The sequence below is a fragment of the Conexibacter woesei Iso977N genome, assembly GCF_000424625.1.
Taxonomy (GTDB): Bacteria; Actinomycetota; Thermoleophilia; order Solirubrobacterales; family Solirubrobacteraceae; genus Baekduia; species Baekduia woesei_A.
In genome coordinates this window covers 1,278,278-1,293,325 of record NZ_AUKG01000001.1, presented here as the reverse complement: position 1 = coordinate 1,293,325, position 15,048 = coordinate 1,278,278, and the positions used below count along the sequence as shown (strand labels likewise).

Sequence of the window (15,048 nt, the reverse complement as noted above, 5' to 3'; positions counted from 1 at the left end):
GCGGCGCCGCGCGCGCTAGCGCTCGACCGTCACGCGCCACGTGTCCGGGCCCGGCGGGCCCGGATCGTAGGTGCAGAAGATGCCGGTCTTGACCGACCGCTCCAGGTGGTGGCCGAGCCGCGCGTCGTGCTCGGCGATCGCCCGGACCGCCCCGCGGATCGCGCGCGTCACGTTGACCCGTGCGCGCTCGGCGGCGCTGCCGGCCTTGCGGTCGCGGCCGCCGAGGCCGACCGCGCGCGACAGCTCGGCGGCGATGAAGTCCAGCTCCTCGCGGAGCCGCGCCGCGCGCTCGACGTCGTTGAAGCGCTCGGCCTCGTCGAGGTCCTCCTGGAGCTCGCCGATCCGCGCGCGGTACTGCGCCTTGGCCTCGGGATCGAGCAGCGCGCCCGCGTCGCCGCCGTCGCTGACGGTCAGCTCGCCGGTCGCCGCGCCCGCGGCCGCGGCCCCGGCACCGCCGCCCGAGGTGCGCGCCGCCGCGTCGACCGGCCCGGACACGAGGTCGATCGCGTGGACCTCGACGTCGGGCTGCTCCAGCAGCGTCGCGAGGTACTGCAGGCCCTTGCGGTCCTTCAGGCGCACGGTCTCCGACCCCGTGACCGTCCAGATCTCGCCCTCCAGCCGGAACGTCGCGCTCGGGGCGCCGTTGGACGCCTGCGCCGCGACCGGACCACCCGCGGCGGCCGGCGCAGCGTTCGACGGCGCCGGCGTCCGCGCAGCCCTCGCGCCCGGGTTGGGCATCACCTGGATCGGCAGCGAGCTGAGCGCCTTCTCGTAGCCGAGCAGCCCGCTCGCGCGCCGCGCCAGCGTCGCGCTGCCCAGCCGCTGTGCGGCGGCCGCCGCGCGCTCCAGCAGCATCCGCCCGCGCTCGCGGTCCTGCGGGCCGTTGCGCTGCAGCAGCAGCCGCGCGGTCGCCAGCTCGGTCCGGGCGACCCAGATCGGCGCCTTCAGCGCGGCGTTCAGCTCGGCCGCGCGCCGCAGGTGCTCCTCGGCCTCGCCGAACCTGCCGACGACCGCCGCGAGCTGCCCGAGGTGGTGGTCGACGCAGCCCCACGCGCTGATCCCGGAGTAGACGACCTGCCCGGCCCACGGCGCGAGCAACCCGTACAAGATCTCCGCCGCCCCGCGCTCCTGCAGGTGCGCGGCGACCTCGGCGTAGATCGCCAGGCCCGGCAGCCACGTGACGTCCGGCGGCAGCTCCCCGAACTCCGTCGAGGACTCGTGCGCGAGCACGCGGCGCGCCTCGTCGTCGAGGTCGCCCTCGCAGCAGGCGAGCGCCAGGACCGCCCGGAACGCCGGGATCCCCGGGTTGTCGGACACGACCTGCGCGATCAGCGGCTGCAGCTCGGCGAGGCGGCCCTGCTCGTAGCGGATGTTCGTCAGCTGCGAGGTGAAGAACGGCAGCGCGTCGGGCTGCGCGGACAGCGTGGCGATCTGCAGCGCCTCGTGCGCGTGCTGCTCGCCCTCGGCGAGCTGGCCGAGGATGATCTCCAGGTTGCCGTGGTCGTAGGTCGCCAGCCAGCGCATCGTCGGCTGGCCGAGGCGCTCGGCGAGCGTCGCCTCGTGGTCGACGTCGCGCTGGGCGTCGGCGACGCGGCCGGCCTCGACCAACGCCGCGGCGCGCCAGTGGACGGCGTGGAACTCGACCGTCGGGTCGCCGGTGCGGCGCGCGGCGGCGACGTTCTCGTCGGAGTTCGCGAGGCGCTCGCCGAGCGTCTCGGGCATCCACAGCGTCACGAAGCGCAGCGAGAGGACGCGGCTCAAAGCGAGCGGGTCGTCCAGGCGCCGGGCCAGCGCGAGCGCCTCGTCGCTCAGCCCCACGCGGCGCGTGCGGTCGGCGGGCGAGAACGCCAGCTCCGCCGCCAGCGTGGCGAGCAGGACCGCGCGCTCGGCGGAGTCGGCGTCGCCGACCGCGGTCAGCGCGTCCTCGAGCGCGTGCACGCGTTCATCATCAACAACACCGGACGCGCTCACGAAGCCGCGCGAGTTCGCGAGCACCGCCCGGACCAGGCCCGGCCCGTCGCCGAGACGGCGGGCCAGCGACGCGGCCTCCAGCAGCGTGGTCCGGAACTCCGGGTCGCCGGACTGGCGCTGGGCGTCGCCGAGGCCGACGAGCAGCTCGAAGCGCGTGGCGTCGTCGCCGCCGCGGCCGAGCTGCTCGAACAGCCCGAGGCCCTGGCGGTACCAGTCGACGCCGTCGTCCGGGGCCAGCTGCGCGAGCGCGTGCTCGCCGGCCCTGCGCGTGTAGCGCAGCGCGCGGTCCAGGTCGCCGGGCTCGGCGTTGAGCCAGTGGCGCGCCAGCTCGCCGACCCGCGTCCCCGGGTCGTCGCCGTAGATCCGCTCCAGCGCCTCGGCCGCGCGGCGGTGCATCCTCGCGCGGCGCGCGGGCCCGAGGCCCTCGTAGAGCGTCGTGACGATCAGGCCGTGCGCGAACGCGTAGCGGTCGCCCGGGTGGCGCGGCGCGACGACGAGCGCCGCGTCGGCCGCGGCGTCCACGGCCTCGCCGACGGCGTCGACGTCGAGGCCGACCATCGCGCCGACCAGCTCCAGCTCGAACTCCTGGCCGAGGACCGCGGCGGCCGCCAGCGGGTCGCGGACGCTGTCGCCGAGGCGCTGCAGCCGGCGCTCCAGCACGTCCCGGACGCTGCCGGGGACGACCGCGCTGGCGAGGTCGTCGCCCTCGCTCTGGCGCAGCATCTCGGTGACGAAGAACGCGTTGCCCGACGTCCGGCGCTGGAGCGTGTGCGCGGCGTCGATCCCGGCGGCATCGAGCGTCCTGCCCGACGCGGCGGCGGCCAGCTCGGCGACGGCCTCGGCGCGCAGACCGCCGAGGTCGACGCGGGTGACGTCCGGCTCGCGGTGCAGGTCGGCCAGCAGCTTGGCGAGCGGGCCGTCGTCGTCCAGCTCGGTCGAGCGGAACGTCGCGATGATCGTCACGCGCAGGCGCAGGTCGGACGCCACCAGGTGGCGTAGCAGCAGGAGCGTCTGGGCGTCCGCCCACTGGACGTCGTCCAGGAACAGGATCACCGGGCGCTGGGCCTGCTCGACGTTGAGCAGCCCGACGACGGCGGAGAAGAGCAGGTAGCGCTCGGTGTCGCCGTCGGCGGCGCGCGGCTCGGGCGCGGCGGGCATCCGGCGCGCGAGCGCGGGCACGAGGCGCGTCAGCTCGCCACCGTGCTCCTCGACGTGGCGTTCGAGGACCGCGGGCGCCGCGTGCGCGACGAGGTGCGAGAGCGCCTCCACGAACGGCTGGTAGGGCATCCGCAGGTCCTCGTCGCAGCGGCCCTGCAGGACCGTCGAGCCGCGGGCGTGGGCGCCGAGCGCCAGCTCGCGGGCGAGGCGCGACTTGCCGATCCCGGGCTCGCCGCCGAGCAGCAGCACCTGGCGGCCGCCGTGGCCGGCGCGGGCGATCAGCGGCTCCAGGCGCGCGAGCTCGTCGCCGCGGCCGACGAACACCTCGGGCCTGGCGACCTCCAGGCGCGCGGGGAGCGGCACGACCGGTTCCGGGAGCGGGTCCCAGCGGATCTCGGAGGCGGCGTCGGGGCCGCCGAGGCGGCGCGGCTCGGAGATCTCGAGGTCCGGCTCGTCCTTGAGGCGCTCGTAGAGCGTGGCGTCGACGAGGATCTGCCCGGCGCCGGCCAGGGCGCAGAGGCGGTCGTCCCTGCCGGCCTCGGCGGCGGCGGCGATGCGCAGCACGCCGGGGACCGCGGCGGTCCGGTTGTCGGCTTCGACACGCTGCTGCAGCTCGACCGCGCAGAGCGCGGCGGCGCGGGCGTCGCCGAACGTGACGCGCAGCGCGTCGCCGTCCTGGCGGACGTCGAGGACCGACTCCGTGGTGGCGACCACGGCCTGGAGGAGCGCCAGCTGGCGCCCACGGGCTTCCGCACCGCCCGCGAGGGCGGCGGAGAGCTGGATCGTGGTGGGCTGCGCTGTTGGCTGGACTGGGTCCTCCATCCCCCCGACTCCGGGAAGGCCTTCCGGGCCAGCATCATGACGGAGCCGGGGGAAATGGAGGAGACGCGGCGTGGAATCTCCGGAGGAGGCGTAGATCCCAGGGTCCGTCCCTGAACCGACCCGGAGCGCGTCATCCCCGCCGCGCCCCGTTCTGCCGCGTTGTTTCTGTCGTCCTACGCTGCCTGGGCGTGACGTGTCGTGGAACGGCGTTCACCGTGGGCGTACGGTCGTGATGAACGGTGGTCCCGCGGGGTCCGATGGGCCGCGCCCGCTAGGGTGATCGGCATGCCCATGGTCCCGATGGTGATCGAGCGCACCGCGCGCGGCGAGCGCGAGTACGACATCTACTCCCGCCTGCTCAACGAGCGGATCATCTTCCTGGGGAGCGCGATCGACGACCAGGTCGCGAACCTCGTGGTCGCGCAGCTCTTGCATCTGGAGAGCGCCGACCCCGACAAGGACATCTCGATCTACATCAACTCGCCCGGCGGCAGCATCTACGCCGGCCTGGCGATCTACGACACGATGAACTTCATCAAGCCCGACGTGTCGACGATGTGCGTCGGGATCGCGATGTCCATGGGTTCGCTGCTGCTGATGGGCGGCGCCCACGGCAAGCGCTTCTCGCTGCCGAACTCCCGGATCCTGATCCACCAGCCCTCCAGCGGGTTCGAGGGCCAGTCCTCGGACATCGAGATCCACGCCAACGAGATCATCAAGACCCGCAGGCGCGTCGACGAGATCTACGCCAAGCACACCGGCCAGCCCGAAGAGAAGGTCCACTCCGACATGGAGCGCGACCGCTTCTTCAAGCCCGACGAAGCCGTCGAATACGGCCTCATCGACCGCGTCATCGAGCACCACTAGCTCCGGGCGGCGCACGGCGCCTGTCGAAGTTGCAGAGCTCGACCTGCACAAACGGTCGAGCTCACTCTGCACAAACGGCAGATTTCACACACCACAAATGGTAGAGTTGGACGGTGTCCCCGCCGTCCGACTACCAGCGTCGCATCCTGGACGGCGTGCTCGACGAGCTGCTCGCCGGCCTTCCTGCGATCGCCATCGAAGGGCCGAAGGGCGTCGGCAAGACCCGCACGGCCGAGCAGCGTGCTCGGACCATCCGCGCGCTCGACAACCCGCTCGAGCTCGCGATCGCGCAGTCGGACCCCGCGCGATTGCTCGAGGGCGAGCGCCCGATCCTCATCGACGAGTGGCAACGCCTGCCGTTCACCTGGGACCTCGTGCGGCGCGCGGTCGACGACGGCGCGCCGCCCGGCAGCTTCCTGCTGACCGGCTCCGCCGTCCCCAACCCGCCGCCGGCGCACTCCGGCGCCGGGCGGATCGTGTCCCTGCGGATGCGCCCGCTGAGCCTCGCCGAGCGCGGACTCGGCGAGCCCACGGTCGGCCTCCGGTCGCTGCTGAGCGGCGATCACCCGGACATCCGCGGCCGGACCGAGCTCACGGTGAGCGACTACGCCGACGAGATCGTCGCCTCGGGCCTGCCCGGCATCCGGGCGCTCGGCGAACGCGTGCGGAAGGTGCAGCTCGACAGCTACCTGCAGCGGATCGTCGACCGCGACATCCCCGACGACGCGGGCCTGACGATCCGCAATCCCGCTGCGCTGAGGCGCTGGATGACCGCCTATGCCGCCGCCACCGCGACGACGACGAGCTTCGAGAAGATCCGGGACGCCGCAAGCGCGGGCGAGGACGACAAGCCCGCCAAGGAGACCGCGCAGTCCTACCGGGACGCGCTCACCAAGATCTGGGTGCTCGATGACCTCGACGCCTGGATCCCCACCAACAACCCGTTGCGCCAGCTGCGCCAGGCGCCGAAGCACCTGCTCGCCGATCCGGCGCTGGCCGCGCGGCTGCTCCGGGTCGGGCGGGCGGGACTGCTGGCGGGCGACGACGCCGGCCCGTCGATCCCGCGCGACGGCCCCCTGCTCGGCGCGCTGTTCGAGGCGCTGGCGACGCAGTCTGTGCGTGCCTATGCCGACCTGGCCGAGGCGAACGTCTGGCACCTGCGCACGGCGGCCGGGCGCCAGGAGATCGATCTCATCGTCGAGCGCGACGACCGGCGCGTCCTCGCCATCGAGGTGAAGCTGACGCGGGTTGCTGAGGACAGGGACGTGCGGCACCTGAACTGGCTGGAGGAGAAGCTCGGCCGGGAGCGGGTGCTGGACAAGGTCGTCCTCACGACGGGGCCCGAGGCGTACCGGCGGCAGGACGGGGTTGCCGTCGTGCCGTTGGGGTTGCTCGGGCCCTAGAGGGCGACGCCGAGGTGGGTGTGGAGGCCGGTGTGGCCGGCGGGTGTGATGCGTAGGACGCGGCCGCGGGTGGATTTGGCGCCGGTGCGGACGGGGGCGGGTTGGAGCCAGTTGCGGTGGAGGAGCTCGGAGAGCAGGGCTGCCCCGAGCGCGCCGCCGATGTGGGGACGACGCTCGGACCAGTCGACGCAGGCGCGGGCCGTGGCGCGGCGGGCGCCGAGGATCGCGTCGATGTCGAGGCCGAAGGCGGACAGACGCGCGTGTCCGTCATCTGTCAGCCCAAAGGCGCCGTCGCCGAGGGTCAGGATGCCCTCGTTCGTCAACCCGTCGGCCAGCGCGACGCCCGCCTGCCCGGCGAGGTGGTCGTAGCACGAGCGCGCGGCCCGCAGCGCCTCGCCGTGGTTCCACTCGCGCAGGCCGACCGGCCTCCTGACCGGCGCCAGCGCGGCCAGCGACTCCAGCGCGCGGCCGACGTCGGGACCCGCCAGCCGGACCTCCCGGCGGCGCCCGACGCGCTCGGTCACGACCAGCCCGCCCTGCTCCAGGCGATGCAGGTGCTCGGTCGCGGTCGACGGCGCGATCCCCGCCGCGACCGCCAGCTCGCGGGCGCTGTGGCGCCCGCCGTTGAGCAGCGCGTCGAGCATCGCCGCCCGCGACGGGTCGGCGATCAGCGCTGCGACAGAGGCAAGATCGACGTCCATGCCGCCAGGCTAGGACGCCGACGCTTCGGCGGCGGCCGAAGCGTCAGCGCGACGCCGGCGCTAGTACTGCGCCGCGCAGCTCGTCGGCCGCGCGTGCTTCCTCAGCAGCGCCTCGAACTTCACCGGCTCGGCCGTCATGACGCCGTCCACGCAGTCGTCGATGAGCCTCGTCCACGTCGGGACGCCCTCGCCGTCGTCGCTCAGCCACGTGTGCCACGCGTAGCCGCCCCTGTGCGCGCGGGCGACGTTGTCGGGCGTCGTGACGTTCAGCGTCTGCCCGTTGAGCTCGTACGTGATCGGCAGCTGGAACGCGACGACGCCCGCTCCCGGCGACTTGCTGCCGAGCAGGAAGTCGGCGCTCCCGCCGATCCCCGGCGCCAGCGGCACCTGCGGCGCGATCGTGTGGAAGCGGTCGACCGCCGGCTGCTGGAACGACACCACCACGATGTCCTTGCGCGCGTTGTGCTTCAACAACGCGCCGAGCACGTCCGCGTTCTTGAGGTACTCGCTCGGGTCCTCGGCCTTCGTCCGCCCCTTGATCTCGATGTTGATCGGGGTGTGCGGGAACGCCTTCAGGACCTGCTTCAGCGTCGGGACCCGGAAGTCCGCCGCGCTGTAGCCCTTCGGCGCGCGCTTCCTGCCCGTCGCGACACCGCGGAAGGTGTAGGACTTGCTCGAGCGACCGTGCTCGTACGCGTTGTCGGTCGACGCGTGGAACCAGTACGCGCCGTCGAGCTTCTCGACCTGCGCCAGCGTGTGCGACGCGATCGTCCCGCTGCCGCTGGTCGTCCGGTCCAGCGTCGTGTCGTGCATGACCACGACCTGGTCGTCCTTCGTGACCCCGACGTCGAGCTCCAGCATGTCGGCGCCCGCCTTCAGCGAGGACCGGAACGCGTACATCGTGTTCGACGGGAACTCGTCCTCCCCGCCCTGATGGGCGATGTTCAGCGGCCGGCTCCTCTCCAGCCACGGGTTCGTGGCGGCGGAAGCCGGGCCGGCGACGACGAGGGCAGCGGCCAGCGAGGCCGTCGCCAGGGACAGGGCGGCGAGTGGGGCGCGAGACATCGCGCGCCAGTTTGTCACACGCCCCCGCGGCGTAACCGCCCCGTCATCGGAGCTGGCGCGGAGACGCTTGAGCGATGAGGAGATTCGTCCAGACGAACTGGACGCCCACCGTCCGCGCGGCGACCCGCCGCGCGACGACGCTACGCGATCGTGTGCTCGATCTCGCCCAGCGCCTCGATCGCGATCCGGACGCGGTCCCCGGACGCGAGGAAGCGCGGCGGATCCATCGCCTGACCGACGCCGGACGGCGTCCCGGTCAGGATCAGGTCGCCCGGCGCCAGCGTGCACGTCTCGCGCAGGAACGCGACGACCGCCTCGATCCCGAAGATCAGATCGCTCGTCGACGAGTCCTGGCGCAGCTCGCCGTTGACCCACGTCTGCAGCCGCAGCGCCTCGGGATCGGCGATCTCGTCGGCGGTCGTGATCCACGGCCCGTACGGCGCCGAGTTGTCGAAGCCCTTCGCGCGCGTCCACTGCTTCTCGCGCTTCTGCAGGTGCCGTGCCGAGAGGTCGTCGGCGACCGCGTAGCCCGCGACCTCGCCGCCCGCGCCGATCATGACGGCCAGCTCGCCCTCGTAGTCCAGCCGCGCCATCGCGGCGGCCGGGATCGCGACCGTGCCGTTCGGCGCGGCGGCCGACGACGGCAGCTTCATGAAGATCATCGGCGCCTCGGGCGGCGTCGCGCCGGTCTCGGCCGCGTGGGCGGCGTAGTTCAGCCCGACGCCGAAGATCGCGCGCGGCACCGGGACCGGCGCCAGCAGCGTGACGCCGGCCAAGGTGTAGGACTCGCCGCCGGCCGCCGAGCGGTCGCCCGACGCGAGCCGGTCCAGGACCGTCGTGCCGTCGGCGAACGCGACGACCGCGTCGCCGCGGACCTCGCCGGCCAGGGGCGCCTCGGCGCCGGGGAGCAGGAACGTCGCGAGCTTCATGGCGCGCCGGACCCTAGCGCGCCGCCCGCGCCGCGATCACCCCGGCAGCACGGGAGGCAGCGACGGCACCTGCACGCCGCCGAGTGGGTCCGGGAGCGTCGGCGCGCCCGGGAGCCCGTCCTGCGGGTCGAGCCCGTCGATCACCTGCAGCGCGGCCGCCAGCACCTGCGACACCTCGCCGACACCGCCGATCGGCAATCCGTCCGCCGACAGCCCGCCGATCGAGTTGATGAACTCGTCCAGCCCGGTCACGCCGTCGTCCAGCTTCCTCGCGGCGGTCCGCGCCGCGGCGGCCGTGTCGTCCAGCTGCCTGACGAGGGTCTTCGACGCGCGCACGCTCCCACGTACCTTGTCCATGTTGTCGGCCTGGTCGCGCAGCCCGTTGACGAGGTTGTTCAGCGTCGTCCGGAACGACAGCATCGCGTTGCGCAGCGCGTCCGGGTCGGTGACGGTCCCGTTGCCCGCCGCCTCCTGGGCGGCGATCGACGCGACCGCCGCGCTGGCCGCCCTCGCCCCGGTCTGCGCGCCGCCGAGCAGCCCGTGCAGCGTCGCGAACGACGGCGCCTGCGAGCGCGAGACGATCTTGAGGTACTGCGCCTTCGCGCGCCCCCGGACCAGCGAGCGCACCCGCGCGCTCACGAGGTCGCCGAGGCGCGTCTTGTCGGCGCTCGTGCGGCCGGTGGTCACGGTCCGGAACCCGGACTTCGCGGGCACGGTCAGCACCGCGACGCCGCCACCGCTCAGCGCCAGCGGCACCTGGGCGTGAGCGCCCCTCACCGCGGGCTCGCCGAGGATCCGGCCGCGCAGCGTCGCCGCGTCCGCACCGGAGGCGCTGATGATCAAGACAGCCGCCGCGAGACACGCGGCGAACAGGGAACGACGAGGCAGCACGACGAGTTCTCTCCTCCCGAGAGCAACCAGGTTCCCGACCCAGTCGCAGGAGTACCCGTCGGCGCGAGTCCACATCCCGCCGCGGTGTGTCCGTTGCCGGACACGCGCCCGCGTCAGCGGGCGGACCGCGGCGGCGGCGCCGTTACGGCGTCGTACGCGCTGCGCGACGTGCGCGCCGGCGCTGCGCTGCCGCGGCACGACGGCGATCGGCCGGGCTGGCCGTTGCCTCGCTCTCCTCGCGGCGCTTCGCCCACTTGGCGCGCTCCTCGTCGCTCATCTTGCGGATCGTCAGATCCCCGGTCGAAACCTGGTCCTGGATCCGCTCGAGCTTCGCTTCGCGCGCGGCCTGATCCCGCTCTCGCTGCGTCTTCGCCATAGCTATAGGATACCCACCGCGCGAAGGGGTTAGTGACAATGGTCGCTAGCGTGCAATCCGTGCTCAAGTCCGGGCCCCCGCGGTCGATCACCTTGTGAAGATGATCGGGCGGCGCAGGGGTCAGGATGAACGTGTGCGCGTGATCGTCCCGAGCGTCGCGACGCTCGAGGCGGTGGTCGTCCGGACCGTCGAAGGCGCGGCCGAGCTGGCCGTCATCGACACCCGCTCCGGCGTGCCCGCGCGCTTCCTGCACCGGCGCCGCGCGACGATCGTCCCGCTGGCCGGGGACTCGCGTATCGACGGCACGCTGCTGGCCGTCCCGGGCGACGGCGGGCAGGTGCGTTCCGACCTGCTGCACTTCCTCCAGGCGGTCGTCCCGCTGGCGCCGCGGGCCAAGCCGCAACGCCGCGACGCCGCCCGGATCGACCTCGTCCGCCCCGTCGCGATGATCCCCGACGGCTTCAGGGTCGGGTGGCTCAACGGCTACACCCGCAACGTGTCGGCGGGCGGCGTCCTGGTCGCGGGCGCCGACGCGCTGGCCGAGGGCGACAAGCTGCGCGTGCGCTTCGAGCTCGACGACGAGGACGACCTCGTCGACCTGCTGGCGCGCGTCGTGCGCGCCGACGACACGTGGGGCCTGCGCGGGCTGCGGCTGGAGGGCGTCAGCGACGCCGAGCGCGAGCGGATCGTGAAGTTCGTGTTCGCGCGCCAGCGCTACGCGCTGGCGATGCTGCGCAGCCGGACCGCCTGACGCGCGCCGGGCTCTAGGCTTGGCGCCAGATGAGCGCCCCTCTGATCTCCTCGATCCTCGCGGCCGCCGGCGGCGGCTCCTCCGGCTTCGGCGGGGGCGGCGGTGGTGGGGGCGGCGGCTTCGGCGGCGGCGGAGGCGGGGGCTACGTCGGCGGCGGGGGCGGCGGGTCGATCGTCTTCTTCTTCCTGATCGTCGTGGTCGTGCTGGTCTTCCTGGCCTTCAGCGCGATGCGCGCGGCCAAGTACCGCGCCCAGCGCGCGGCGCGCGTGCGCAAGGCCGAGCTGGCCGCGGCGGAGGCGGCGACCGACGACGAGGACTTCGACCCGGAGAACGTCCGGCGCGAGGCCGCGGCGCTGTTCGTCTCGATCCAGGAGATGTGGTCGCGCAACGACATCGAGGGGCTCGAGGAGGTCGTCGGCGAGGACCTGATGGTCGAGTGGCGGCGGCGCCTGAACGACTTCCGGCGCAAGGGCTGGCGCAACCAGTGCACCCCGCACGGGCACCCGCAGATCGAGTACATGGGGTTGGTCAACCGCGAGGGCGAGGACGAGGACCGCGTCGTCGTGCGGATCACGGCGAGCCTGGAGGACTTCGTCATCGACCACAACGGGCGGACGATCACCAAGAGGGGCGACAACGACACGATGACCAGGCTGACCGAGTGGTGGACGCTCCACCCGCCCGGTGCGCGCTGGCGGCTGCTGTCGATCGAGTCCGACGCCGAGGGGCGCCACCACCTGGCGTCGGAGCTGGTGGCGGTGCCGTGGGGCGACGCGCGCGTGGCCGACGCCGCGCTGGTCGAGGGCGCGGTGGCCGACGCGGTGCCGGCGGGCGTCGCGGTGGCGGAGATCGCGCCGGCGGTTCTTGATGACGATGCCCGGGCGGCGGCGTTGGACCTGGCGCTGGCGGACGGGCGCTTCGCCCCGGACGTCCTGGAGATCGCGGCGCGACGCGCGGTCGAGGCGTGGGCCGAGGCGATCGACGGGCCCGACGACGCGCTGGAGGCGCTGGCCGAGCCGGGCGCGATCGGCACGTTGTTGTACGGGTCCGACGGCGCGGGCCCGGACGGCTCGACGCGCGTGGTCGTGCGCGGCGCGCGCGTGGCGGCGCTGGCGATCTCGTCGCTCGATCCCCACGCCGAGCCGGCGACGATGACCGCGACGGTCACGCTGCACGGCCGCCGCTACGTCGAGGACCGCGACACGGTCGCGGTGCTGAGCGGGTCCAAGGACCGCGACGCGACGATCGCCCAGCGCTGGACGTTCGCGCTGACCGGCGACGCCGAGTCGCCCTGGCGCCTGGTCGCGGTCGCCTAGCCCGCGAGGCGGTCGAGCGCCAGGCCGGACGCCATCAGCGCGCCGGCGAGCGTCCCGAGCAGGAGGCCGCGCAGCGCGTCGCGCGGGACGTCGGCGCCGTTGGCGATCCAGTCGATGCAGGCGCCGTCCATGAACCACAGCCAGCCGTGGACCGCGGTGCGCGCGGCGGGCGGGACCGGCTCGCCCTCGGGCACGACGCCGGCCAGGATCCTCGCCGCGGTCTGCGCGCGCACGGCCTCGACCATCCTGCGGACCTCGGCGACCTCGCCGGCGGTGACGATCAGCTTCTTGTAGGCCTCGGCGTGCTCCTCGATCCAGCCGAGGTAGGCGTCGACCGAGCGCTCGAGCTGCTGGAGCGGCGGCAGCGACGCGTCGGGCTCGGTGCGCGCCATCAGCTCCTCGGCCGCGGCCTGCAGCGTCGCCTCGAAGTACGCCTGCTTGGACGGGAAGTAGTGGTACAGCAATGCCTTGGAGATCCCGGCCTCCCTGGCGATCCGGGCCATCGAGAGCTCCGAGTAGGTCGCCGTCGTGAACAACCGCTCGCCGAGCGCGATCAGCTGCGCCCGGCGCTCGTCGACGTCGAGGCGGCGATACGCGGGTCCGGGCGGCGTGCTCACCCGACCCATCGTACAGGACCTCTTGACCGCCGGTCAGCAAGTCTCTACCGTACTGCTGACCGATGGTCAACACGGAGGAGCAGCGATGATCGACGAGCGGCGGATGGCGACGCTGGAGCGGCGCCTGGAACGGGTGGAGGAGGCCGTCGGCCTCGCGATGACCGAGGCCCCGGAGCGGCCGCGGCGCGCCGAGGCGCCGCCGGCTGCGCCGGTCCCGGAGCGCGTGCGCGCCACGGACCTCGAGGCATGGACGCTGCCCGCGGGGCCGGCGCCGTCGCCGTGGCAGGCGTCGTCTCCCCCGCCGCCGGAGCCGGAGGCGGCGGCGGCGACCGAGCGGGCGACGCTCCCGGACCTCGAGGAGCTGCTCGGCGGGCGGCTGCTGGCGTTCGCGGGCGGCGCGGCGCTGCTGGTCGGCTTCGCGTTCTTCCTGGCGATCGCGATCTCGCACGGCTGGCTCGGCGAGACCGCGCGCTGCGTGATCGCGGCGGCCGGCGCGTTCGGCCTGATCGGCGCGGGCGTGCGGCTGAAGGCGCCGGTGGCGGCGCTGACGGCGATCGGCGCTGGGATCGCGGCGCTCGACGTCGACGTGACGGTCGCCGCGCAGACCTACAACTTGATCGGGACGCCGCTCGCGCTGATGTTGGTGTTGTCGATCGGCGCGGCGGCGACGGCGTTCGCGCTGAAGCGGTCCTCGGAGGTGCTCGCGTCGTTCGGGATCGTCGGCGGGCTGCTGGCGCCGGCGCTGGCGGGCGCAGACTACGACGGGGCGACGGTCGCGCTGCTGCTCGCGGCGACCGTCCCGGCGGCGGCGGTCCTGATCGCCAAGCGCTGGGACCGGATCGCGGTCGCGGCGTTCGCCGTGACCGCCGTGCAGGTCGGGCTGTGGCTGGCGGACGGAGCGCCGGCGGCGGGGCCGGCGCTGCTGGCGCTGGGCGCGTTCGGCGTGCTGTGGGTCGTGCAGGCGGTCGGCTTCGAGCTGCGGATCGCGTCCGGGACGCTGCGCCCGGTGTCGGCGGGGCTGCTGGCGGCCAACGCGCTCTTCCTCGCCGGGGCGGGCGCGGCGGTGCTGACGGCCCGCCATCAGACGGTCGCGCTGGACGTGTGGCTGGCCGGCCTCGCGGTCGCGCATCTTGTTGTAGGGGTTGCTGCGCACCGGCTGCGGCGCGTGTCGGCGGAGCTGGGCGTGCTGGCGCTGACGCTCGGCGTCGTGCTGGCGGACGTCGCGCTGGCGACGACGCTGAACGGCGTCGCGCTGCCGATCGCCTACGCCGCGGGCGCGCTGCTGTTCGCCGCGATCTCGCGGCTGAGGCCCGCACGTGTCGCCGAGCAGGCGCTGGTCGGCGCCGGACTCGGCGGGCACGTCCTGCTGGCGGCCTGCACCGCGCTGGCGGCCGAGGGGACGGCGGACATCGCCGTGGCGCTCGGGTCGGTCGCGGCGGCGTCGTTCGCCGCGGCGCGCGTCGGGACGCTGCCCCGCCCGTTCCGCGGCGCGCTGGACGGCGTCGCGTTGGCGGCGCTCGCGTGGATCGCCGCACGGACGCTCACGCCGATCCCGCTCGTCCTGGCCTGGGCCGCGGAGGCGGTCGCGCTGGCGCAGGTCTGGCGCCGCTCGCGTGACGGCGTCGCCGCCGGAGCGGCCTGGATGCACCTGCTCGGCGCGACCGGCGTGGCGGTCGCCGTCGTCGCACCGCCGCTCGCGCTGGCCGACGGCCTGCCCGACGCGCTCGGCGCGGCGGCGGTCCTGATCGCCGTGGCCCTCGCCTGGTGGCGCATCGGCCGCGTCGAGCTGACGACCGAGGACCTCGGCCTTCCCAACATCATCAACTACGCCACCTCGGCCTTGTTGTTGCTCTACCTGGCCTCGACCGAGATCGTGACGCCCCTGCCGTTCCACACCGGCCAGGTCGCGCTCTCCGCCCTCTGGGCCCTGACCGGCATCGCCACGTTGGTGATCGGCCTGACCACCAACCACGTCGCCCTCCGCCGCGCCGGCCTCCTGCTGCTGATGATCGCCCTCGCCAAGGTCCTCCTCTTCGACCTCGAGACCCTCACCTCCGCAGCCCGCGCCGGCTCCTTCCTGGCCCTCGGCACCATCCTCCTCACCGCCGCCGCAGCCTGGCACCGCTACACACCCCGCGAGCTACCGAGCCACTGAGCGCTCCGGCGTACGGCAGACTGCGG

12 protein-coding genes are annotated in these 15,048 nt (G+C 74.1%); 5 read left to right on the top strand and 7 right to left on the bottom strand.

The genetic code is table 11. From position 1 onward, the window contains the following. Positions 1 to 15: 15 nt before the first annotated feature. Positions 16 to 3,951: an ATP-binding protein gene (locus H030_RS29750; protein ID WP_035125917.1), complete on the bottom strand. Its 3,936-nt coding sequence runs from the start codon at positions 3,949 to 3,951 to the stop codon at positions 16 to 18. A 285-nt stretch (positions 3,952 to 4,236) separates the two neighbouring features. Here H030_RS29750 and H030_RS0106260 point away from each other — a divergent pair, with 285 nt between their 5' ends. Both H030_RS0106260 and H030_RS0106255 read left to right on the top strand, forming a co-directional pair. Then, positions 4,237 to 4,818 carry an ATP-dependent Clp protease proteolytic subunit gene (locus H030_RS0106260; RefSeq protein ID WP_027005496.1) on the top strand — a complete coding sequence of 194 codons (582 nt, stop codon included), beginning with the start codon at positions 4,237 to 4,239 and terminating at the stop codon, positions 4,816 to 4,818. Between the two features lie 113 nt (positions 4,819 to 4,931). After that, positions 4,932 to 6,221 carry an ATP-binding protein gene (locus tag H030_RS0106255; protein WP_027005495.1) on the top strand — a complete coding sequence of 430 codons (1,290 nt, stop codon included), beginning with the start codon at positions 4,932 to 4,934 and terminating at the stop codon, positions 6,219 to 6,221. Here the strand turns inward: H030_RS0106255 and H030_RS0106250 are convergent. The 5 genes from H030_RS0106250 to H030_RS0106230 form a co-directional block, all read right to left on the bottom strand. Further along, positions 6,218 to 6,922 (bottom strand): ArsR/SmtB family transcription factor, encoded by a 705-nt coding sequence (locus H030_RS0106250; protein ID WP_027005494.1) that lies wholly within the window; start codon positions 6,920 to 6,922, stop codon positions 6,218 to 6,220. The two genes, H030_RS0106255 and H030_RS0106250, sit on opposite strands and share 4 nt — an antisense overlap. Positions 6,923 to 6,982: 60 nt before the next feature. Next, positions 6,983 to 7,987, bottom strand: coding sequence for a glycerophosphodiester phosphodiesterase family protein (locus tag H030_RS29745; protein ID WP_051221854.1), 1,005 nt, complete (start codon positions 7,985 to 7,987; stop codon positions 6,983 to 6,985). Between the two features lie 140 nt (positions 7,988 to 8,127). Next, entirely contained in the window at positions 8,128 to 8,916 is a 789-nt protein-coding gene (locus H030_RS0106240; protein ID WP_027005493.1) for a fumarylacetoacetate hydrolase family protein, read from the bottom strand. 36 nt (positions 8,917 to 8,952) lie between these two features. Beyond that, a complete protein-coding gene (locus H030_RS0106235) occupies positions 8,953 to 9,759 on the bottom strand; it encodes a hypothetical protein (protein ID WP_027005492.1) in 807 nt (268 codons plus the stop codon). Positions 9,760 to 9,949: 190 nt separating this feature from the next. Continuing rightward, the gene (locus H030_RS0106230) at positions 9,950 to 10,183 is read right to left on the bottom strand and encodes a hypothetical protein (protein ID WP_027005491.1); all 234 of its coding nucleotides are present in this window, start codon (positions 10,181 to 10,183) and stop codon (positions 9,950 to 9,952) included. Positions 10,184 to 10,322: 139 nt separating this feature from the next. Between H030_RS0106230 and H030_RS0106225 the strand changes: the two genes are divergently transcribed. Then, positions 10,323 to 10,934 (top strand): PilZ domain-containing protein, encoded by a 612-nt coding sequence (locus tag H030_RS0106225; protein WP_196809017.1) that lies wholly within the window; start codon positions 10,323 to 10,325, stop codon positions 10,932 to 10,934. 29 nt (positions 10,935 to 10,963) lie between these two features. Then, positions 10,964 to 12,250, top strand: coding sequence for a TIM44-like domain-containing protein (locus H030_RS0106220; protein ID WP_027005489.1), 1,287 nt, complete (start codon positions 10,964 to 10,966; stop codon positions 12,248 to 12,250). Here the strand turns inward: H030_RS0106220 and H030_RS29740 are convergent. Further along, on the bottom strand, positions 12,247 to 12,867 hold the full coding sequence (locus tag H030_RS29740) for a TetR/AcrR family transcriptional regulator (RefSeq protein WP_051221852.1): 621 nt from the start codon (positions 12,865 to 12,867) through the stop codon (positions 12,247 to 12,249). The genes H030_RS0106220 and H030_RS29740 overlap by 4 nt on opposite strands. Positions 12,868 to 12,952: 85 nt before the next feature. Between H030_RS29740 and H030_RS0106210 the strand changes: the two genes are divergently transcribed. Then, on the top strand, positions 12,953 to 15,022 hold the full coding sequence (locus tag H030_RS0106210) for a DUF2339 domain-containing protein (RefSeq protein ID WP_027005488.1): 2,070 nt from the start codon (positions 12,953 to 12,955) through the stop codon (positions 15,020 to 15,022). The last annotated feature ends 26 nt before the right edge of the window (positions 15,023 to 15,048 follow it).